The sequence below is a fragment of the Xanthomonas hortorum genome, assembly GCF_024339125.1.
In the GTDB taxonomy this organism is placed as follows: Bacteria; Pseudomonadota; Gammaproteobacteria; order Xanthomonadales; family Xanthomonadaceae; genus Xanthomonas; species Xanthomonas hortorum.
This window is the reverse complement of record NZ_CP101417.1, coordinates 25,625-44,134: the sequence shown is the minus strand read 5'-3', so window position 1 is coordinate 44,134 and position 18,510 is coordinate 25,625. Positions and strand designations below refer to the sequence as shown.

Genomic DNA, 18,510 nt, shown 5'->3' with positions numbered 1-18,510 from the left:
GGGGCGCGGGGGTGAGGGTACGGCGTGAGGGCGCACACGCAGCAACGCGCGATCTAGCAACGGCAATATCCGGCACGCCGCACTGCCAATCATTGCGCCTCGACTGCAATGTCAACGCAGCACACCCACTCATCCAATCACACCATCAACCGGACTCGACGCCGACGCATATCGCTTGCGCGGAATCCGCCCGGCCAGAAACGCCTCACGTCCCGCCTCGATCGCCTTGCGCATCGCACTCGCCATCAGGATCGGATCGCGCGCGCCGGCAATGGCGGTATTCATCAACACGCCATCGCAGCCCAGCTCCATCGCGATCGCCGCGTCCGATGCCGTGCCTACGCCGGCATCGACAATGATCGGCACCTTGGCGTTCTCGATGATTTCCAGCAGGTTGTACTTGTTCTGGATGCCCAGCCCGGAGCCGATCGGCGCAGCCAGCGGCATCACCGCCACGCAGCCGATCTCTTCCAGACGCTTGGCCAGGATCGGATCGTCGGAGGTATAGACCATGACGTCGAAACCGTCGGCGACCAGTTGCTCGGCGGCCTTGAGCGTCTGCACCACGTCCGGATACAGCGTGCGCTCGTCGCCGAGCACTTCCAGCTTGGTGAGGTTGTGGCCGTCCAGCAGTTCGCGCGCCAGCCGGCAGGTGCGTACCGCATCGTCGGCGGTGTAACAGCCGGCGGTGTTGGGCAGCAGCGTGTAGCGATCCGGCGGCAGCACGTCGAGCAGGCTGGGCTCGTTCGGGTTCTGGCCGATGTTCACCCGGCGGATCGCCACGGTCACAATCTGCGCGGCGGCCGCTTCGGTGGCCAGGCGGGTTTCGTCCAGATCCTTGAACTTGCCGGTGCCGGTCAGCAGACGCGAACGGTAGGCCTTGCCGGCGATGATCAATGCATCAGTGGGGGCAGTAGTCGTCATCGGGCAATTATCACCGATCGCGCGCAGCTGCGCCGGCTTGCGCGCAGCATCAACCGCCGCCCAGCGCGTGCACGATCTCCACCACATCGCCTGCGTGCAACCGGTGTGTGGCATGCCGCCCGCGCGACACGATTTCGCCATTGACCTCGACCGCCACGCGTCGCTGTGCAAGGCCTTCCTGCTCAAGCAGGGTGATCAGGAGCAAGTCATCGGGAACGTCGCGCGGGGTGCCGTTGAGTTGGATGTTCATGTCATCATTGTTGCATCGCGTGCCGCCGGAGCGCGCGTTTTTGCGTTATGCGGCAATGCAGCGTGAGCGCGGGCGGCGAGGGTGAAACCATGTGCCATTCGCCGGCGTACGTATGCCGGTCCGGTCCAGTTCCACACACCTTTGAGCAGGCACTCCCATGGCTACATCTCTTCGCCCGATCCGTTCCCTGATGGCCGTCGCCATCGCCATTGCGGCCACCCCGGCCATGGCTGCGTCTGCGTTCGACCAGACCGTGTTCTTCGGTGACAGCCTCACCGACAGCGGCTACTACAACCCGTTGCTGCCGGCCGCCTCGCGCGCAGTCACCGGCAAGTTCACCACCAACCCCGGTTTTGTCTGGGCCGAATATGTGGCCGACCATTTCGGCACCAACGCTGCACCCAACGGCAACGGCCAGACCGGCGACAACTACGCGGCCGGTGGCGCCCGCATCCAGGCTAGTTCGGTCAGCGCACTCGGCGCTGCGCCGTCGGTGACCAGCCAGATCAACACCTACCTGAGCGCCAACGGCGGTCAGGCCAACCCGAATGCGCTCTACACCGTGTGGGGTGGCGCCAACGATTTGCTCGCCGCCGCTGCGGCGCCGGCCCAGGCGCAGGCCATCATCGGCAGCGCGGTCACCGCGCAGGTCGGCGCAGTCGGTGCGTTGCAGGCTGCTGGCGCGCGCTACGTGATGGTGCCGACCATTCCGGATGTGGGCATCACCCCGCGCTTCCGCGCCGGCGGTGCCGCCGCGATGGCGCAGGGCACTGCCGCGGCCACCGCCTACAACACCGCATTGTTCAACGGCCTGCGTTCGGCCGGCCTGCGCGTGATTCCGGTCGACACCTTCCACATCCTGCAGGAAGTGGTCGCCGATCCGGGTACCTACGGCTTCAGCAACGTCACCAGCACCGCCTGCAACCCGGCAGTGCCGCTGCCAGCCTGTAACCCGACCAGCCTGGTTGCGGCCAACGCACAGAACAGCTATGTGTTCGCCGACGGTATCCACCCGACCACTGCCACCCACCAGATCCTGGGCCAGTACGCCATCTCGCTGCTGGAAGCGCCGCGGTTGCAGCAGGTGCTGACGCATTCTGCGCAGGCCATTGGCCGCGCACGCGCCGACCAGGTAGCGTGGCATCTGGACGGCAAGCCGGACGCCGACGGTTTGCGCTGGTGGGGTAGCGTGCGTGGCGACATGCAGCGCTACGACCACGCCGATCTGTACGACGGCATGGCACCGGCCGGCCTGTTCGGTGTGGATTGGAGCGCGGGCGATCTGGTGTTCGGCGGCTTTGCCGGCTTCGGCAGCATGGATGCCGATTTCGGCAACCGTAACGGCAGCTTCAAGCAGGACGACACCACCCTGGGCGCGTTCTTCGGCTGGTACACCGGCCCGGTGTGGGTCAATGCGCAGGTCAGCTACAGCGCGCTGCGTTATGACGTCGACCGCGAAGTGCAGCTCGGGCCAGCCACGCGCGTGCACAGCGGCTCGCCGGACGGCAGCAACCTCACCGCCGCGGTCAACGCCGGTTATTCGCTGGGCGAAGGAAACGTCAAGTACGGCCCAGTGGTCGGCCTGACCTGGCAGAAGCTCAAGCTCGACGGCTACACCGAAAGCAACGAAAGCTCCACCGCGCTGGGCTACGCCGATCAGGACATCGACTCGCTGGTGGGCCGCATCGGCTTCCAGGTCCGTCTGGACGGTGCTGCGGTCAAGCCGTACGTGCAGGCCACCTACGACCACGAGTTCAAGGACGGCACCGAGGCCAGCGCCTGGCTGCAGTCGATGCCGGAAGTGGGCATGTACACCGTGCCGGGCCAGAACTTCGATCGCAACTACGCCACCGTCGTGCTGGGCGCCCGCACCGGCCTGTGGGGCCTGCAGAGCAATATTGGCCTGAGCACCACCACCGCCCAGCGCAGCGCCCGCGATGCAACGTTGTTTGTGAATTTCAGCGGCAACTTCTGATCCACGCCGCACAGCTGTCCACGCGGTAGATCTGCAAGACACGAGGGCCGGGCAACCGGCCCTCGTCACGTCTGCGCATTGCGCCCGACACCCGCACCCGCCTAAACTCTCGCAACGCCACGCGGGCGTAGCTCAATGGTAGAGCTGTAGCTTCCCAAGCTACTGACGAGGGTTCGATTCCCTTCGCCCGCTCCAGAGCTTCTACTCAGTCCGTAACTGATTGATTGAGTTGGATATTCAGGCCGATTGGTGATTCCGAGCGATGCCGCTTGAGGTATCAATCGAGGTATCAATCTTGCCCAAGCCTCTGATGATGTCGCGCTCGGCTGGCCTGTATGCGCGCTTCTTTGTTCCCACTGATCTTCGGGCCTCCATTGGCTCGCGTTACCTTGTGCGCTCGTTGGGAAACCGTCGTGGTGACCACGCCAGGCTGGCGGCGGCTACGATGGGAATGGCACTATCGATTGCATTCGATGCCATGCGGAAAGGGATTGCCGTGGACGTGGACGAGCTGCTGAAGAAGATTCGGGATGGAGAGATATACGAGTTGACTCTGCACGATGTGAAGCTGCCCAACGGCACTCGCATCGCCCAAGCCCAGCTGGACACGCCCGCGGATGCGGCGCTGTTTAGCGACCTGGTGGCCCGAGCTGGAGCAGACGGATCCTCGAGCATCGTCGCCCCAAAGATGCCCAAACGTCCGAAGATTAACTGGGACGCGGATGAGCCCAGCACCGGCAAGTCTGCGGGCGGGTTGATGCTGTCGAAGGCGATGGTCGATCATTTGAGGGACCTGGCCGGGGCCCGTCTGCATCAGAAGACCGTGCTCGAAAGCCGCCACACGCTGCGCCTGTTTGCCGGGATCCTTGGCAAGGACGTGCCTGTGGCCTCGCTGACCCAGGATCACGTGCGGGCCTTCTTTGAGGGTGTGCGTTACTGGCCCTCGAATGCGACCAAGCGGCCGGCCTACCGAGACTTGTCGGTGCCTGAGGTCATCAAGCTGGCGAAGAAGAACGATGAACCAGAGCCGGCGGCGTGGACGATGGCCAAGCACCGGCAACGGCTGAGCGTCTTCCTGGTGTCGCTGGTCGAAGGCAAGCATCTGGCGGTGAACCCGCTGGCGGGCATCCGGGCGATCGCCACGCCGGACTCGGAAGACACGGGTTCGCCTTTCACGGACGCCGAGTTGAAGGCGATCTTTGACCCGGTGGAGTTCCCAAAGTGGGCGTCGAAGTATCCGCATCGCTGGTTTGGGCCAATCCTCGGGCTCTACTCGGGCGCGCGCGTCAACGAAATCGCGCAGCTCCGGCTGGAGGACATCGACACCATTGACGGCGTGCCCGGCTTCTTCGTCCGGAAGATCGGGAAGAAGCAGAGCATCAAGAACAAGCACAGTCGCCGGTTCATCCCGCTGGCTCGGCCGGTCATCGAAGCCGGGTTCCTCACCTACGTGGAGGAGGCGAGACAAGCTGGGGTCGAGCGGTTATTCCCGGACCTGCCCAACTCGACAGGGCTGGGCTACGGACGGCAGCTGAGCCGCCAGTTTTCCGTCTATATCAAGCGGCAAGGGGTGTCGGAGAAGGGGCAGGGCTTCCACGGGTTCCGGCACACCATCGCCTCAAAGCTGGACGAGGCGGGGGTGTCGGCTTCAGCGATTGGAGCGCTAACTGGGCACGGGACTGGGCAAACCGTCTTGGAGAAATTCTATATCGACAGGCGGAGCTTGCCGGATCGAGTGGCGACGCTGGCGAAGTTGAATGTCCCGGCTGCGCTGCCTGGCTACACGCCAAGGCAGTTTAAAGACAATCTGAGCCAGACAAATGGGTGACGGCAGAGGCGGGCGGATCGATCTGAGGTTCTTGCCCCTACATCAGATCGCAAAGCGGACATGTATCCTGTGTTGTGTCATCGCATCGTAGCCTCAAACAAAGTGATTGCGTATGCTCAACGAAAACAGGTGAGCAGCTGGTGTGGGCAGTCATGACTTGACGTAAGGAGAATAAGCAATGCAGAGCGGAATACGAGTGAAGCATGTCTTTGTCGTTCAGCTTATATATTTCACCAGTTTGAAGCCCGGCTCTGAGTTCAGGCTTTACGCACCGTCTGACTCTTGGATTTCCCACGGAGCGAGGAGTCCCGGAGCATTGGCTAACTCGCTCCCAAGAAATGGTGTTATTGATCTGATTAAAGATATCCGTCAGTGGAAGCCTATCGTTGCGCCGAAAGCTATTAGTCTTGATCCAGAGAGTTTTGCGATTGCCCGTGCGGTGTTTTGGGACACCGCGGGAACTCTCGGTCGCGTAGAAGGCCAGTCAGATGGCATCCCCTACGATGATGAAGATCAGCCGTCGAGGCCATTTTGGATCATGGACTTGAACGAAAATCGCGTCATATCGGTTGCGGAGTCGCTCGACAAAGCTAAGCTTGCTTTTGAGGGATTGCTTGAAAGGCTCAGCTCATCTCTTGATCGCGCCACCTGACAAGCTTACTTTTTACAGGCTTATCCTTAGCATCTTTCAGGTGCTGCGCAAACAGTTCGACAGCCTTGTCAGCCTCTACTTTCGCTTCTTCAGCCGTAACTCTCCCAAGTGCTGCAATAAATGCTTTCGTCCAAAGCTTGCCGTTCGTCATGCGTTTTTCTCCTTAAAGTGATGCTTCTTACCACCTTCTTCGCATGTGTCAATCGGGCAGTATTTCTGAGTTACCTAACAATAAGGGCTCTGCACTCGCGGAGCCTTTATTGTTTATTGAGCAGCACCCGCTGTGCTAGCTACTAAGTCAACTGCGCATGCAACATGAGCAGAAACAGTGGCAGCTCACTTAGCACAGCGAAGGCCTCGAGCACGCCCGTCAGTGTCAGTGCCGTCATGACGCACCACTGCCACCATGAGAAACCCTTATCCCTAGCTTGGTCCACACGAGCATCGGCCGGGAAAAGGCATTCCACCTTCCGTGTTTCCCGCCGGGCCATTAGCTGCCTTAGGATGAAGCCTAACGGCCTGGGAAGAGCAGGAAGCTTATAAAAATCCCCGGGTCAGCTGCACCCAAAGCACGACCAGCACCATAGGGAGTCCGCTGAGCATCGAGCTGACCCAGAAAGCCCCCATGACAGTCAGTGGCGTCATGACCCACCACTGGGCAGCCGCAAACCCCAGGTCGCGCCGTCGAGCTGCGTGGGCTTCCTGCGGATAGATCCTCTCCGCTTTCCCCAGACCCCGCCGAGCCATCAGAGCGGCCTGGCGACGAAACCGAACGGTCCCAGGAAGAGCAGGGACAGCGAATACCACCAGGATAAGCGCTTGTGCGGTGTGGTCACCTTTTTAGGGGCCGCGCGCATTGCGCCGTCCCATCAAGCCCACCCACAGCGCCGGCTGACGTTCCCAGTATCGAATTCGATTGGGTCTTCATTTGGCGTAGGCCCTCCAAGTGCCTACATACAGCCAAGCAAGTGGACGCTGACACTAAATAAACTGGACGAAGCTATCAGCCAAACTGGACGGCGACGTCATTTAGGCTGGACGGTTGTGACTTGCAAAGTCAGCGCAGCCAGGCAAGGAGGATGCAACTCGGCTGGCCTGCTGCTGGTCAGAGGCAGCGCTTATAGAGCGCCCAGCGCCGCCTGCGGGAGGACTGCGCGGCCACGTACTGCTAGCGAGGGATTCTCACGGAGCCTAAACGCCGGCAGAGCTAGAGCAGGCGCGGGCCGATCACGCCTGCTCCGGCAGTTCGAAGAAGTCCGCGTAGCGGGAACTGAAGCTCTCGCGGTCTGTGACGAATGCCTCCAGATCTGCTGCAATTCCATGCGCGAAAGGTGGTAATTCGATACCATGCGCATGCGCCAATGCTCGGACGGCCAATTCGGTCTTCGCAGCGCTTCCTCTACTGTCAGGCATGGCATGCGCCATCCACCAGTGGAGACTACCCAGCGTCGGCATCAGGCTGGCGGGATCGTGGCGTTGTGCGATTAAGTTGCTAAACAAGGTTTCGACATGATTCATGATCGGCTGCACCATTCCGAATGGTGTGTGCTCAATGACAAATGGAAAAGCTGAGCCTTCAACCTGCAGACCGTTTCCTTTCCGCCCTTGCTGGGCGAGCGAATGGTAGAAGTCGTCAGGATTCACAGCCAGCTTTAATTGGGTGAGCGGTATCATTGCCCCATTCAGTACACCTACCATTTCGAAAACATCATGCGCCATGAATGTTTTGGGCAGCGCCTGCTCACTTTTTGCAACAAGGTCGTTCGCTTGCCGGATCAGCGGAAGCTGGCGCACCCTTGGTCGCAGATATGCATAGTGTTTTGTAAGAGGCGTGGAGACGTTCTTTTGCCGTGGGTAGCCCGCCGCAAATGGCTGTGCATTTCCTTTCGTTTGACCGGGGCCCTCTGCCTGCGGATTTTGTTGTGTAGCCCAGCTATGACGTGCTGCGCCTGAGAAATCCCACAACTGCCGGAAGGTCTGGATCTGCCCGCTTGCAATACGTTCGCCACCTTCCCGCGCAGTGGCATAAAATCGGCGGCCATACTCTTGATTCTCTGGGGTTGACTCTTGGTTGACGCGCGGATCTGGCCATCGTGCCACGCCCGTCAGCGCGACCTGTGCGGGCGACAGACTGCACTCGGTAGCAGGTCCTGGCAGTGACCTGCGGATAGGCGGCGATACCGAGGTGATACTATGGTTCAGCCCCTGCATGCCGGGCGCCAGAGCCGCGAAGGCAGCCTCCCTCAACAACGTCTGGGACCACTCCGTGAGGGATTGATGTCTCGGCTCATGGAAGCGACTGCTTTCAATGTGGAGCGTATGTTCGCCTTGTTCCTCGGTGTAAAGCACTTGCAGCTGCACATCAGAACTGATTCGTTCCTCTGGAGCCAGCGCCTGGTGGGGGCGGCGATGTTTCAGTTCCACGGTCACTTTCTCCCACGGTCTGGACGACGTCCCCCCGATTTTGAGTAGCGCCTCAGTTTGGAGTCCAATTCCCTACCCCGAGGAGATTGGACGTGAAGAAACGTTTTACTGACGAGCAGGTCATCGGCTTTCTGCGCGAAGCCGAAAGCGGCGTGGCGATCAAGGACCTGTGCCGGCGCCATGGCTTCAGCGAGGCCTCGTACTACCTGTGGCGCAGCAAATTCGGCGGGATGAGCGTGCCTGATGCCAAGCGGCTCAAGGACCTCGAGTCCGAGAACGCGCGGCTGAAGAAGTTGCTGGCCGAGCAATTGTTCGAGAACGACCTGATCAAGGATGCGCTGCGAAAAAAGTGGTAAGCGCACCGGCGCGTCGTACGCTGGTGCGCGAGTGGATCGGGCGTGGCGCCAGCGAGCGTCGCGCCTTGGCAGCGATCGGCATGAGCGCCAGTGCGCTGCGCTATTGCCCACGCGAAGACCGCAATGGCGAACTGCGCGAGCGCATCGTTGCGTTGGCGCATCGCCATCGCCGCTATGGCGTGGGAATGATCTATCTCAAACTGCGACAGGAAGGGCGCATCGTGAACTACAAACGGGTGGAGCGGTTGTACCGCGAGCAGCAGCTACAGGTCCGACGGCGCAAACGCAAAAAGGTGCCAATAAGCGAGCGTCAGCCGCTGCTGCGGCCAGCGCAGGCCAATCAGGTGTGGTCGATGGACTTCGTGTTCGACCGCACTGCCGACGGTCGGGTGGTCAAGTGTCTGGTGATCGTGGACGATGCAACCCACGAAGCGGTCGCCATCGACGTGGAGCGCGCGATCTCGGGACATGGCGTTGCGCGCGTGCTGGATCGGTTGGCACACAGTCGCGGTTTGCCGAAGGTGATCCGCACTGACAACGGCAAGGAGTTTTGCGGCAGGGCGATGGTCGCCTGGGCACATGCCCGTGGTGTGCAGTTGCGGCTGATCCAACCCGGCAAACCGAACCAGAACGCCTACGTCGAATCGTTCAACGGCCGACTACGCGACGAATGCCTCAACGAGCACTGGTTCCCGACACTGCTGCACGCGCGCACCGAAATCGAACGCTGGCGACGCGCGTACAACGAAGAGCGACCCAAGAATGCAATCGGCGGCATGACCCCGGCTGCTTATGCCCAACATCTGGCAAACACCGATATCATTACCCCCGGACTCTAAACCAAGCCGCTACTCAGGGCGGGGGGACGTCGTGGACAGCGCCATGTCGATAGCTGCCAGCGCTACGTTTTCCCCGTGCTGCTGAACTTTGTGCGGCAAATGGCCGGCGCCAGCCCGCCTTGCCCTACGAGCCCGAGTGACCCCAAGCCATACAGGCTAGGTGACATGGGCGCCTCGGGAGATGACGGCGTAGAGGGCGTGGTCTGCTCTGCGGCGTGGGCTGCATAATCCTCAAGTGAGCCCGCCACGCTCGGCTTTGAAACGCATAGACCCATGTTGATCTCCTACAGTGACTGTCGGAGCAAGTTTGGCGAGAAGCTCTCCGATTCGCGCTGGCTCACCGAAGTCATAGCTGGGACGACGAAGCATTGACGCGCGGGATTCTCGAGCCTCTATAGAGGCTTGGCAGGGATTCTTGAAAAAATCCTTTTCTGACAGCAGGTTAGATCACTTTTTGCTTTTTTTACGAATCCCCCCCCGACCCTCGATCGGCTTGTATTACATATCGATGTAATCGAACACTTCGGTGCGAAGTCTTGGAGCAGAGGGGTTCAACATCCGATTCCACGGGCGCTTACGAGAAGGCCGATTGAGGCCGTGAGGAGGGTTCATGTCAAAGCGAAGGAAGTTCAGGCGCCCGAAGCGGCAATTCGATCTCTCACCTCATCCGGCATCAGGCGCTCGCGCCTGCCGGCTTGAAGCGTCCTCAGTCCCCACTCCCATGCAATGTCTTGCTCTGCGACCCATCGCCTGGCGTTCTCGCTGGATTGTTCGACCGGCTGAGTCAGCCGAAAGCGTGGTCCGAGCCCAAAGAACAGATCGAAACCAAAATCAATCGTCAGCAACCGACGCAGCTGCCGGGTATGCCCGCCCGGGAGATAGCCATCCCATCCAGCGTCCTCTAGCTGCAGTACGACGCGGGAGAAGCAGAAAGCCTGCCTTTGCATGATCCTTGGATGCAGATCAAACGCAAGCTCCTTGTCTTCTGCCAACGGAAAAATGAAGCAGATGAAGTAGGCGAACAGCTCCTCTGCGATCTCCCACAGCGGACCCTCAATCGTGGCCAGGAACAGGCTGGCGTGCAGCGAACGCCCGAGTTCAAAAGCCCGCCCTTGATTTCCTGCTTCATGCGCTTCTCGAAGCAATACGACGAGCGCGGCTAGGCTATCCAGGCCCGCTTGTCCCTCCAGGCGTCGAGTCACTTGGCGCGTTGCTTTACGCCGCACATAGCGTCCGCGCTCCAACGCCTGCTGATCGAAGATCGCCATCTGGATCCCGGGTCCCAACCGCTTTAGCAGCGTGTCGGCACTTACCCCAACAGGGCGGGAGATGTCCAGCGCGTCCCAAGCTGCTGCCATGAGGATTTCACTGGAGCCTGCCATGGCTGCTTCTGTGGTGCGGAGAGTTTCGGCGCCGGGGACGTGCTTACCCAGGGCGTACTTGGCCCACAAATTGTGATGGTGCTCGCCCTTGAGGTAGGTGCCGGGCTGCAAAACCTGACCCAGGCGATAGGCCGTCGGACGGCCCATACGCGCCCGCAGCCCCTCGAACCATAAGCCAACCTTCAGCACGTTCAAGGCCTTCTCAGCGGAACGGTTTGCGTTCGATTCGGCTAAGCGAACTACCGCTTTTACCCGGCCAAGTTTGTAGTCCTTGATCTGTATCAATGGCTTATCGACTCATTGCGGTGCAATTTAGAGTAACGCGGAAGCCCTCAGTTTCCTTCTGGGCGACTATCGGTGCAATCGTTACGCTAGCGGCATGACAGAGCGTGACGAACACATCGGCGCGTTGGCCAAAGTCCTGGAGCAGGATCTGTTGCACCACTACGGCCCGGTGATCGGCCAGGATGATCTGCGCCAAGCACTGGGCTACACCTCGCTGGATGCGTTCCGGCAGGCTCTGTCCCGTGACTCGCTGCCGGTGCCGGTGTTCCCCATCCCTAATCGCCGCGGCAAATACGCGCTTGCCAAAGACATTGCGCACTGGCTGGCAGGCTTGCGCGACCAAGCCATCCGGGCATCGCACCCAAACGGAAACACGCCATGACTGCGAACATGGAAGACAGGGGGTCAGCATGACCTGACGACTCCCACCGCCATTCCACACGTGGGAAATGCAAAAGCCCCAAGCGCGTCAACGCTTGGGGGCTTTGAGGGTGTAGCTAGAACCTATTCGCTGCATTCTCGGCATCCGCCCTCCCTTCGTCAATCCCTGTTTGCCAGCTCTTACGCGCTGGCGCGGGGGACTGTTGCCGCTGTTCTGGCCCGGATGCTGGTGCCTGGAACGAAGGCGGTGCAAGGAGTGCCATGAATCCGTTGAAAGACCTGTGCCGGTGCCTGCTGCGCACTGACCTGACCGATCGGCAGGTTGGTCAAAAGTTGAATCGCTCGCCGACCACGGTCGGCCGCTATCGCAAACGCCTGCGAGCCCTCTCACAATCGTGGGATGACATCGAGAGCATGGACGAAGTCGCGCTGGCGCGCCGATTGAATCCGGGCAAAAGTAGTGCGAAGAAGTTGCTCGTTGAACCGGATTGGTCGTATGTGCACGCCGAGCTGCAGCGGCGCGGCATGACGATCGCGCTATTGCATGAGGAATATGCCCTTGGCTTGGAAGCCGGGGCGATGTCAGAGACCGAGTTCCGACGCCGCTACCGCCGCTATGCGCGTAAGCGAGGACTGGTCATGCGTCAGGTGCGTGTACCGGGACAACAGCTGTTTCTGGACTTCTCCGGAGTGCGCCCTTCGATCACTGATCAGATGACCGGCGCAACAACCCCGGTGGAGCTCTTCGTGGCGGTCATGGGTGCCAGCCGCAAGACCTTCGTCTATGCCGTCGCAAGCCAGAAATCGGTTGACTGGATCGCTTGCAATGCAAAGGCGCTGGAGTTCTTTGCGGGCGTGCCCACCTATCTGGTGCCGGATAACCTCAAGGCGGCGGTGACCTCCGTTTCCGGGCAGGACGGGGCACTGCTGAACATGACCTACGCCGAGTTCGCTGCACACTACGACACCATGGTGCTGCCGGCACGTCCGCGCAAACCTACGGACAAGGCGCCGGTGGAGATTGGGGTGCAACTGGCCCAGCGTTGGATCCTGGCGCGGCTGCGCAATCGGGTGTTCTTCTCGCTGGAGGAACTGAATCGCGCCATTGCCGAGCTGGTGGACCGCATGAACCTTCGTCCGATGCGTGGGTCCGGCGGAAAAAGCCGTCAGCAACTGTTCGAGGAACTGGACGGCCCCGCGCTGCGTCCCTGTCCGCAGATGCCCTACGAGTACGCAGAGTGGAAGCTTAAGGTCCCTGTGGGACAGGATTACCACGTCCCTTGGCAGGGCCACTTTTACTCGGTTCCTCACACATTGGTTGGCGCAAAGGTGAACTTGAAGGTCACCCGGGAGGCCGTGGCAGTCTTCCACCGCGACAAGCGGGTGGCCATGCATCCGCGCAGCGGCGAAGTGGGTGGATGTAGCACGTCACCGGAGCACCAGCCACCGGCTCATCGCGCTTACGCACAAGACACGCCGGACGTACTGATGACATGGGCGCGTCAGCAAGGAGGCGCCCTGCATAAGTTCGTGCAACGACATAGCGCGACCCATCGCCGACCGGCACTGACCCTGCAAGCCTGTCGAGGGCTGCGACGCCTTGCGCGTGAACACGGGATCGAAAGGCTGCAGGCGGCCTGTGACCGGGCAGTGCGCATCCAAGCAAACAGTGTCAGCTCGGTGAAGTCGATCCTGGTGCGCCATCTGGATCGCAGCGCATCTTGCGATGACAGTGCAAGCAACGATGACGCTCCACAGGCGCACGAAAACGTGCGCGGTGCTAACTACTACTCATAATTCAGGGAGAACATTATGTCTTTGGAACATACGATTGATCAGCTACGAACGCTCAAATTGACCGGCATGGTGGCTGGCGTCGAACATCAACTCGCCCAATCCAGCTACGGAGCACTCGGCTTCGATCAGCGCCTTGGCCATCTGGTTGACGCCGAGGTGAGTCAGCGCGACAGCAAGCGCTTCACGCGCCTGATTCGCAATGCCAAGCTCAAGGTCTACGCCGAACCGGAGGCTATTGACTATCGTGTTGGGCGCGGGTTGGATCGATCGGTGATCGCGGATTTGCTGACCTGTGGCTGGATTGAGCACCGCCAAAACGTTTTGGTCACTGGACAAACAGGTACTGGAAAGACCTGGTTGGCATGTGCCCTGGCCGTACAAGCCGCACGCCAAGGGATCACCGTAGGCTACCGGCGCGTAGGCCGCCTGTTGGAAGACATGGAGGTCGGGCATGCGGACGGCTCACTGGCCAAGCTTCGCAATCAACTCGCCAGGACCGGACTACTAATCTTGGATGATTTCGGCCTGACGCCGCTGAGCAGCCGCGGACGTGCAGATCTACTGGAATTACTCGATGACCGTGTCGGCTCTGGCGCCACGATTGTGGCTGGCCAGATGCCAGTGCAGGACTGGCATGCGTTTATCCATGACCCTGCTTTGGCTGATGCCATCATGGATCGACTGATTCACAGCAGCCACAAACTAGCGCTCAAGGGTGAATCCATGCGAAAGACGAAGGTGGCCAAGTCCGGGAAGTGAAGATTGGCGGCGCTGTCCAGCGCTTCTGGCGCTCGCATCCAATTCATTTGGCGGCGGTGTCCAGTTCCGTCGCCGATGAGTGTCCAGTTGGTTGGCTTTTCGTAAAGTGCCGTCGCTCTTGGCGTAGCGCAGGTTCTTGCTAACGGGGATGGGCACTTGGCGGCCCTTAATGCTGAGCACGGCTTGGCCACGGGTGTCGCAGCGGTAGCCGTCGGCGCCTTCTGCTTCCACGCATCCGGTGAGTTCGAAGTTCTGGACGTCGGTGGGTCTGCGGTGCCGCAGGCTAGAGCACCGACACGAATAGGTCTCGACGCCCCCAACGCCGATTGCCCTGGCGATGCCGCCGTTTCTTGCGAGGTGGGCATAGGCCCCTAGCGGGCAACTAGCCCTTCAGAGCGAGTGTGGAGCGTTCAATACCACCCAAGGTAGAGCGTTGTGACGCCCCATGTATCCACCAACCCGTGCGCCAAGATGAGCGCCCACAAGTTTCGGTTTGAGCGCAGGTATGCATAGCCAAAAACTGCCCCAACAAGGCCCGTCAGTAGAACTCCCGAAACGCCTTGACTCGCGTGCATGGCGCCGAACACAACTCTGCCCGCGACAGCCGCTCCGATGCGGCCTAGGCCAACGCGGTCGAACAACGCTTCAAGCTGGTGCATCAGAAACGCTCGGAACACCAGCTCCTCCCCGATGGCGGCGCTGATCCATGCATACCCAATCAGCTGCATGGCTGCTGGTGCGTTACTGCGAAGCGCGCAATGGGCGCTGTAATCCGTCTTGGTGCCAGTGAGGTAGTCGATCAGCGGCTGGAAAAACGGTGTGATGATCGCGGTGACGAAGAGCACCAGCAGCGCTGTCCACCCGAGCGTGGGGCCTAGTCCTCGCCATGTCAGGCCGCACGCCCGCCAATCGTGGGTTTCTAGCCAAACCAACGCAATAAGGCAGGGGCACGGTGGATGCTCTTGACGTGCTCCCACTCGCCAAGACCTATCGGTAAGCGCCGAAGCTCTATTACCGGCTAGTCAAAAAGTGCTGGCGAGAAATCCAAATCTTGTGGACGCTCGTGACTCGGCCACCGCCACTTTTTACCAAGGCGTAGGACGTTTCTGACAGAGAATGGCGCTATGCCGTGGAACCTCCACTGCGGAACGATGGGCCATCTCGCGCTGACGGAGGGGGCCACTGAGTCGCAAGGCGCTCAGCGCCCGTCTTGCCATGGTCCAGCCCTTGTTGCAAGACAGATGCGACGGATAATCGCGTCCAGGGTCCAATCAGGCCGCCAGCGATTCCTGGATGCGGTTGACCAAATGAGCGCGTTTGTAGGGCTTGCTTAGAAATTTTGTTCGACTGGGCAAGTCGCCAGGAATGTAGCCAATGCCCGAGGTGAGAATGGCAGGAAGGTTGCATCCGTCCAATCGGAGGTGGTGGAGCATCTCCTTCCCGTCCATGGCACCCGGCATTTGCAAGTCCGTGAAGATCAAGCCTATCTCAGGATGATCGGCAAGCCGGTCCAGTGCCTGGCTTGCATCCCCTGCGGTTACCACGCAATAGCCGTGTTCGGTCAGCAGTATTTCCGCCAGCTCACGAGTAAGTTCATCGTCATCGACAATTAGGATGACGCATTCAGCAAGAGAAGCCATGGGGGTCGTCTGGTCGCGGATCTAGCTATCGACACTGGCCCCTACAGTGCAAAATGCGCGTGATTGCCGAACTGCCCCCACTGAATGATCCAGATGCTTCCCTCTCAAGACCGCTACCGACAGATCGTTGAGCTGTCTCCGGACTCCATCAAAGAAATTGCTCTCGACGGCAAGGTGCGTTTTGTGAACTCCCACGGAGTCGCGCGGATCGCTGTGGAGAATGCGGAGCGTGTGCTGGGGCAACAGTGGTCGTCTCTATGGTCTGAAGAGGTCCGCGACACCGTCGAAGAGGCAATCTCCGCAGCTTCTCGTGGGGAACGGCGGCAGTTCGATGCGGCCTGCACAACACCCAGCGGTGAGCGCCGGTTCTGGCTGGTTTCTACCAGTCCGCTGACCAATGCCGACGGGGAAATCGAAGCCGTCCTGGCCGTCAATCGAGACGTAACCGAGCGCCGCCAGGCTGAAGTGGCGCTGCGCACGCTCAATGAGAGCTTGAGCAGTCAGCCTGAACTAGCCTTGGCCCACGCCGAGCTGGCCGATGCCATTGATGAGAAGTTGGGCCATGCCAACCAGCGGGCACAGCAGCTAGAGGGGGAGCTCAATATTGCAAAGGCCGCCCAGCGTATGGCCGAGGCAATCGCAGAGCAGGCCCAGAAAGGGGACGCGATTGGTCAGCTGTTGGCCGGCATGGTGCACGATTTCAACAACGTGCTGCAGGCGGCCTCCGGCGCGGTGGAGATGGTGCTTCTAAGCCAGGGTATCGACGATAAGAACCGCAAGCTTTTGGGCATGGCAGAAAGCGCGTTGCAGCAAGGGGCGACCATGTCGCAGCGGCTGCTCGGCTTTGCCCGGCAGCACCCTTATCTGCCAGAGAATGTTGACGTCGGCCGGGTCGTGCAGGGGATGCTGCCGCTGCTGAACCAAGCCGTGGGTCTCGGCATCACGATCGACTTCCGAGCGGAATCCAACCTCCCCCTGGCTATGGTGGATCTGCACAGCTTGGAACGGGCCATCATGAACCTGGTGGTGAACGCCCGGGATGCGTGCGGCGATGCAGGCACCATCACCATTTCTACGGAGAGTTGTTCCATCGGGCGTGTGCCCGACGGCGCATCCCATTCGCCTGGCCGCTATGTGCTCGTGAAGGTTCACGATACGGGGCAAGGCATTGCGCCAGAGGTGTTGGGGCGGCTGTTTGAAGCCTACTTCACCACCAAGCCACCCGGGAAAGGGACGGGTCTGGGCCTCTCTCAGGTCTACGGCACGATGCGTCGGGCCAACGGCTTTGTCGATGTGGAGTCGCGGCTAGGACATGGTGCTTGCTTCACTTTGGGCGTGCCTTGTCCTTGATGGAAGCTGATTGCGGCGGCTGGGGCGCCGCAGCAGGCCACCGTCGCATTCTCGAGTAGTCCTGCTGTCTAGCGCGTCAGTTGCGCATAGAGCACAAACAGAACCATCGGGAGGCCGCTCAGCACCGAAGTGACCCAAAAGGCGCCCATGACGGTCAGCGGGGTCATGACCCACCACTGCCACCAGCTGAAGCCACGATCACGCTGGCGGGCCATGTGAGCCTCGAAAGCGTAGAGGTGCTCTGCCTTTCGCAATCCTCGTCGAGCCATGAGCGGCCCGACGATGAAGCCGAACGGTCCCAGGAAGAGCAGGCTCAGCGAGAACCACCAGAAGAATCGGTTGTGCGGGGTGGTCACATTTTTAGGGGCAGCGCGCATGGCGCCGTCTTCGAGGAAGCCACCCACGGTGCCAGCGGACGTTCCTGCCATCGAATCGGGTCGGGTCTTCATTTGGCGTAGGCCCTCCACGTGCCGTCGGCCTTCGCATAGCGAAGATTCTTACTGACCGGGATGGGCACCTGCCGGCCCTCGATGTTGAGCACGGCCTGGCCGCGCGTGTCGCAGCGGTAGCCCTCGGCTCCTTCGGCTTCAACGCAGCCAGTGAGTTCGAAGTTCTGGACGTCGGTGACTTGGCCGGCGCCGCTGTCTTTCAGCAGTCGGATAAAAGCTTCCTTGGCATTGTCAGATGAGGGCTTGCCGCCGCAGGCGGTCAGGCCCAAGGCCATGGTCAACGCGACCAGGCCAATCCATGCGTTTTTCATGTCGTTCCTTTTTTGAGGGATGGTGACGGGGAAGGCGGGCCAAGCCGGGACCTACTACTTGTCGCGGTTCCCGTCGGGCCTGAAGGCAGCAATCCAGAGCCTGGTGTCTTTGAAGGGCGTCAGCATCCCCGACGGTCCGGGATGCAGATCTGCGGTCTGGATGAATCCCGAGACCCACGCCACGCGCAGGGCGACATCGACGGCGCGGTCAGCCACGCCGGGCCGGCTCACATTGACGACAAACGGCTGGGCCGGAGGGTTGGGGCCGTTGGAGCGCTGGGCGCCCGTGTTGGGCTTGCTGGGCAGCACACGGATGCCGTTGAGGACATCCCGGCCTTTCCAGAGAGCAGAGGTATTGAGCTCTGCCGTCTCGCCCAGGTCGTCGGTCTCGGTCAGCGGAGCGTTGGCGCAGGCCTGGAAGGTCTCGACGCTCGGCGCGTTGGGGCCAGTCCAGATGCGGGCCTCCACCGTCCAGCAGGGCAGGGATGCCCCCCACTCGGTGAAGGTCAGCGCCACCCGAGGCCACTCCAGCTTCCCGAGCTGGGCCTGCTGGTGGTTGTCGCCCTTGAAGAGGTTAGGCAGCTTCCCGGCGCCGCTGATGGGCGTATAGATCGAGCTATTCCCCTGACCGCTGGCCTTGCCAGCGATCTGCGGCCTGATACCCACCATCTGCTTGCCGGTGTCTGCCAAGCCTTTGCCCAGCTGACGGAAGAAGCCAGGCCTCTGTTCTTGTGCGTCCTGGGCCTGAGCGGCGCTGGCCACAGTCAATGCGAGCAGGGCTGCGCCTGCAATCCTCGCGGTCTTCATGAAATCCCCGTGTGTTGGTGGAGGGTGCTACATTTCATGAAGAGTCTGCCATGCAGTGGAGGAGCAAGTCATGCTGTCCGGCCAACTTTTCAACATTCGTT

General features: G+C 60.8%; 18 protein-coding genes, 1 tRNA gene and 2 pseudogenes. 9 read left to right on the top strand and 12 right to left on the bottom strand.

The annotated features are described in order from the left end of the window. Positions 1–129 precede the first annotated feature (129 nt). Both NMB96_RS00225 and thiS read right to left on the bottom strand, forming a co-directional pair. Positions 130–924: a thiazole synthase gene (locus tag NMB96_RS00225; RefSeq protein WP_023904929.1), complete on the bottom strand. Its 795-nt coding sequence runs from the start codon at positions 922–924 to the stop codon at positions 130–132. A 49-nt stretch (positions 925–973) separates the two neighbouring features. Further along, positions 974–1,174, bottom strand: coding sequence for a sulfur carrier protein ThiS (gene thiS, locus NMB96_RS00220; RefSeq protein WP_023904928.1), 201 nt, complete (start codon positions 1,172–1,174; stop codon positions 974–976). A gap of 190 nt (positions 1,175–1,364) precedes the next feature. Between thiS and NMB96_RS00215 the strand changes: the two genes are divergently transcribed. The 4 genes from NMB96_RS00215 (at position 1,365) to NMB96_RS00200 (ending at position 5,629) form a co-directional block, all read left to right on the top strand. Continuing rightward, positions 1,365–3,149: an autotransporter domain-containing esterase gene (locus NMB96_RS00215; protein WP_043889395.1), complete on the top strand. Its 1,785-nt coding sequence runs from the start codon at positions 1,365–1,367 to the stop codon at positions 3,147–3,149. A 121-nt stretch (positions 3,150–3,270) separates the two neighbouring features. Next, positions 3,271–3,344 (top strand) — tRNA-Gly (locus tag NMB96_RS00210). Between the two features lie 67 nt (positions 3,345–3,411). Next, entirely contained in the window at positions 3,412–4,977 is a 1,566-nt protein-coding gene (locus tag NMB96_RS00205; protein WP_255085876.1) for a site-specific integrase, read from the top strand. Between the two features lie 316 nt (positions 4,978–5,293). Beyond that, entirely contained in the window at positions 5,294–5,629 is a 336-nt protein-coding gene (locus NMB96_RS00200; protein WP_255085874.1) for a hypothetical protein, read from the top strand. Here NMB96_RS00200 and NMB96_RS00195 read toward each other — a convergent pair. The 3 genes and pseudogenes from NMB96_RS00195 to xopAH form a co-directional block, all read right to left on the bottom strand. Further along, complete coding sequence (locus NMB96_RS00195) at positions 5,601–5,780, bottom strand: hypothetical protein (protein WP_255085873.1); 180 nt, start codon at positions 5,778–5,780, stop codon at positions 5,601–5,603. The genes NMB96_RS00200 and NMB96_RS00195 overlap by 29 nt on opposite strands. A 386-nt stretch (positions 5,781–6,166) precedes the next feature. Then, positions 6,167–6,557: pseudogene (locus tag NMB96_RS00190) on the bottom strand (hypothetical protein). 299 nt (positions 6,558–6,856) lie between these two features. Beyond that, on the bottom strand, positions 6,857–8,053 hold the full coding sequence (gene xopAH, locus NMB96_RS00185) for a XopAH/AvrB family type III secretion system effector (protein ID WP_255085872.1): 1,197 nt from the start codon (positions 8,051–8,053) through the stop codon (positions 6,857–6,859). 92 nt (positions 8,054–8,145) lie between these two features. On the opposite strand from xopAH, the gene NMB96_RS00180 reads away from it, so the two are divergent. Next, positions 8,146–9,248, top strand: a protein-coding gene (locus NMB96_RS00180; RefSeq protein WP_183086658.1) for an IS3 family transposase whose coding sequence is annotated in 2 segments (ribosomal slippage) — positions 8,146–8,404 and positions 8,404–9,248 — 1,104 coding nt in all. Because the reading frame shifts where the segments join, the coding sequence is not laid out codon by codon here. Between the two features lie 131 nt (positions 9,249–9,379). Here NMB96_RS00180 and NMB96_RS23465 read toward each other — a convergent pair. Both NMB96_RS23465 and NMB96_RS00175 read right to left on the bottom strand, forming a co-directional pair. Continuing rightward, positions 9,380–9,523: pseudogene (locus NMB96_RS23465) on the bottom strand (type III secretion system effector XopAI); the annotation flags it as partial. Positions 9,524–9,877: 354 nt separating this feature from the next. After that, positions 9,878–10,915: a hypothetical protein gene (locus tag NMB96_RS00175; protein ID WP_255085065.1), complete on the bottom strand. Its 1,038-nt coding sequence runs from the start codon at positions 10,913–10,915 to the stop codon at positions 9,878–9,880. Positions 10,916–11,009: 94 nt separating this feature from the next. On the opposite strand from NMB96_RS00175, the gene NMB96_RS00170 reads away from it, so the two are divergent. From NMB96_RS00170 to istB, 3 genes are all read left to right on the top strand, one after another. After that, a complete protein-coding gene (locus NMB96_RS00170) occupies positions 11,010–11,297 on the top strand; it encodes a hypothetical protein (protein ID WP_046932707.1) in 288 nt (95 codons plus the stop codon). A 260-nt stretch (positions 11,298–11,557) separates the two neighbouring features. Beyond that, complete coding sequence (gene istA / locus NMB96_RS00165) at positions 11,558–13,093, top strand: IS21 family transposase (protein WP_229009178.1); 1,536 nt, start codon at positions 11,558–11,560, stop codon at positions 13,091–13,093. A 15-nt stretch (positions 13,094–13,108) separates the two neighbouring features. Then, the gene (gene istB / locus NMB96_RS00160) at positions 13,109–13,852 is read left to right on the top strand and encodes an IS21-like element helper ATPase IstB (RefSeq protein WP_053051498.1); all 744 of its coding nucleotides are present in this window, start codon (positions 13,109–13,111) and stop codon (positions 13,850–13,852) included. 410 nt (positions 13,853–14,262) lie between these two features. Here the strand turns inward: istB and NMB96_RS00150 are convergent, their stop codons facing one another. Then, complete coding sequence (locus tag NMB96_RS00150; protein ID WP_425520934.1) at positions 14,263–14,790, bottom strand: CPBP family intramembrane glutamic endopeptidase; 528 nt, start codon at positions 14,788–14,790, stop codon at positions 14,263–14,265. 333 nt (positions 14,791–15,123) lie between these two features. Beyond that, positions 15,124–15,492 (bottom strand): response regulator, encoded by a 369-nt coding sequence (locus NMB96_RS00145; RefSeq protein ID WP_104589025.1) that lies wholly within the window; start codon positions 15,490–15,492, stop codon positions 15,124–15,126. An 84-nt stretch (positions 15,493–15,576) separates the two neighbouring features. Between NMB96_RS00145 and NMB96_RS00140 the strand changes: the two genes are divergently transcribed. Further along, positions 15,577–16,842: a two-component system sensor histidine kinase NtrB gene (locus NMB96_RS00140; RefSeq protein WP_349775728.1), complete on the top strand. Its 1,266-nt coding sequence runs from the start codon at positions 15,577–15,579 to the stop codon at positions 16,840–16,842. 68 nt (positions 16,843–16,910) lie between these two features. Here the strand turns inward: NMB96_RS00140 and NMB96_RS00135 are convergent, their stop codons facing one another. The 3 genes from NMB96_RS00135 to NMB96_RS00125 are packed head-to-tail and all read right to left on the bottom strand — an operon-like array spanning position 16,911 to position 18,409. Next, entirely contained in the window at positions 16,911–17,291 is a 381-nt protein-coding gene (locus tag NMB96_RS00135) for a hypothetical protein (protein ID WP_255085867.1), read from the bottom strand. Then, the gene (locus NMB96_RS00130) at positions 17,288–17,602 is read right to left on the bottom strand and encodes a hypothetical protein (RefSeq protein ID WP_255085865.1); all 315 of its coding nucleotides are present in this window, start codon (positions 17,600–17,602) and stop codon (positions 17,288–17,290) included. Before NMB96_RS00130 ends, NMB96_RS00135 begins: the two co-directional genes overlap by 4 nt. A gap of 54 nt (positions 17,603–17,656) precedes the next feature. Beyond that, entirely contained in the window at positions 17,657–18,409 is a 753-nt protein-coding gene (locus NMB96_RS00125) for a hypothetical protein (protein ID WP_255085864.1), read from the bottom strand. Between the last annotated feature and the right edge of the window lie 101 nt (positions 18,410–18,510).

Excerpts from the sequence above, each read along its gene's own strand:
- NMB96_RS00225 (WP_023904929.1), bottom strand. The coding sequence starts at position 924 with ATGACGACTACTGCCCCCACTGATGCATTGATCATCGCCGGCAAGGCC.
- NMB96_RS00205 (WP_255085876.1), top strand. The coding sequence starts at position 3,412 with ATGCCGCTTGAGGTATCAATCGAGGTATCAATCTTGCCCAAGCCTCTG.
- istA (WP_229009178.1), top strand. The coding sequence starts at position 11,558 with ATGAATCCGTTGAAAGACCTGTGCCGGTGCCTGCTGCGCACTGACCTG.
- NMB96_RS00140 (WP_349775728.1), top strand. The coding sequence starts at position 15,577 with ATGATCCAGATGCTTCCCTCTCAAGACCGCTACCGACAGATCGTTGAG.
- NMB96_RS00130 (WP_255085865.1), bottom strand. The coding sequence starts at position 17,602 with ATGAAAAACGCATGGATTGGCCTGGTCGCGTTGACCATGGCCTTGGGC.
- thiS (WP_023904928.1), bottom strand. The coding sequence starts at position 1,174 with ATGAACATCCAACTCAACGGCACCCCGCGCGACGTTCCCGATGACTTG.
- NMB96_RS00125 (WP_255085864.1), bottom strand. The coding sequence starts at position 18,409 with ATGAAGACCGCGAGGATTGCAGGCGCAGCCCTGCTCGCATTGACTGTG.
- NMB96_RS00215 (WP_043889395.1), top strand. The coding sequence starts at position 1,365 with ATGGCCGTCGCCATCGCCATTGCGGCCACCCCGGCCATGGCTGCGTCT.
- NMB96_RS00170 (WP_046932707.1), top strand. The coding sequence starts at position 11,010 with ATGACAGAGCGTGACGAACACATCGGCGCGTTGGCCAAAGTCCTGGAG.
- NMB96_RS00195 (WP_255085873.1), bottom strand. The coding sequence starts at position 5,780 with ATGACGAACGGCAAGCTTTGGACGAAAGCATTTATTGCAGCACTTGGG.
- NMB96_RS00135 (WP_255085867.1), bottom strand. The coding sequence starts at position 17,291 with ATGAAGACCCGACCCGATTCGATGGCAGGAACGTCCGCTGGCACCGTG.
- NMB96_RS00145 (WP_104589025.1), bottom strand. The coding sequence starts at position 15,492 with ATGGCTTCTCTTGCTGAATGCGTCATCCTAATTGTCGATGACGATGAA.
- istB (WP_053051498.1), top strand. The coding sequence starts at position 13,109 with ATGTCTTTGGAACATACGATTGATCAGCTACGAACGCTCAAATTGACC.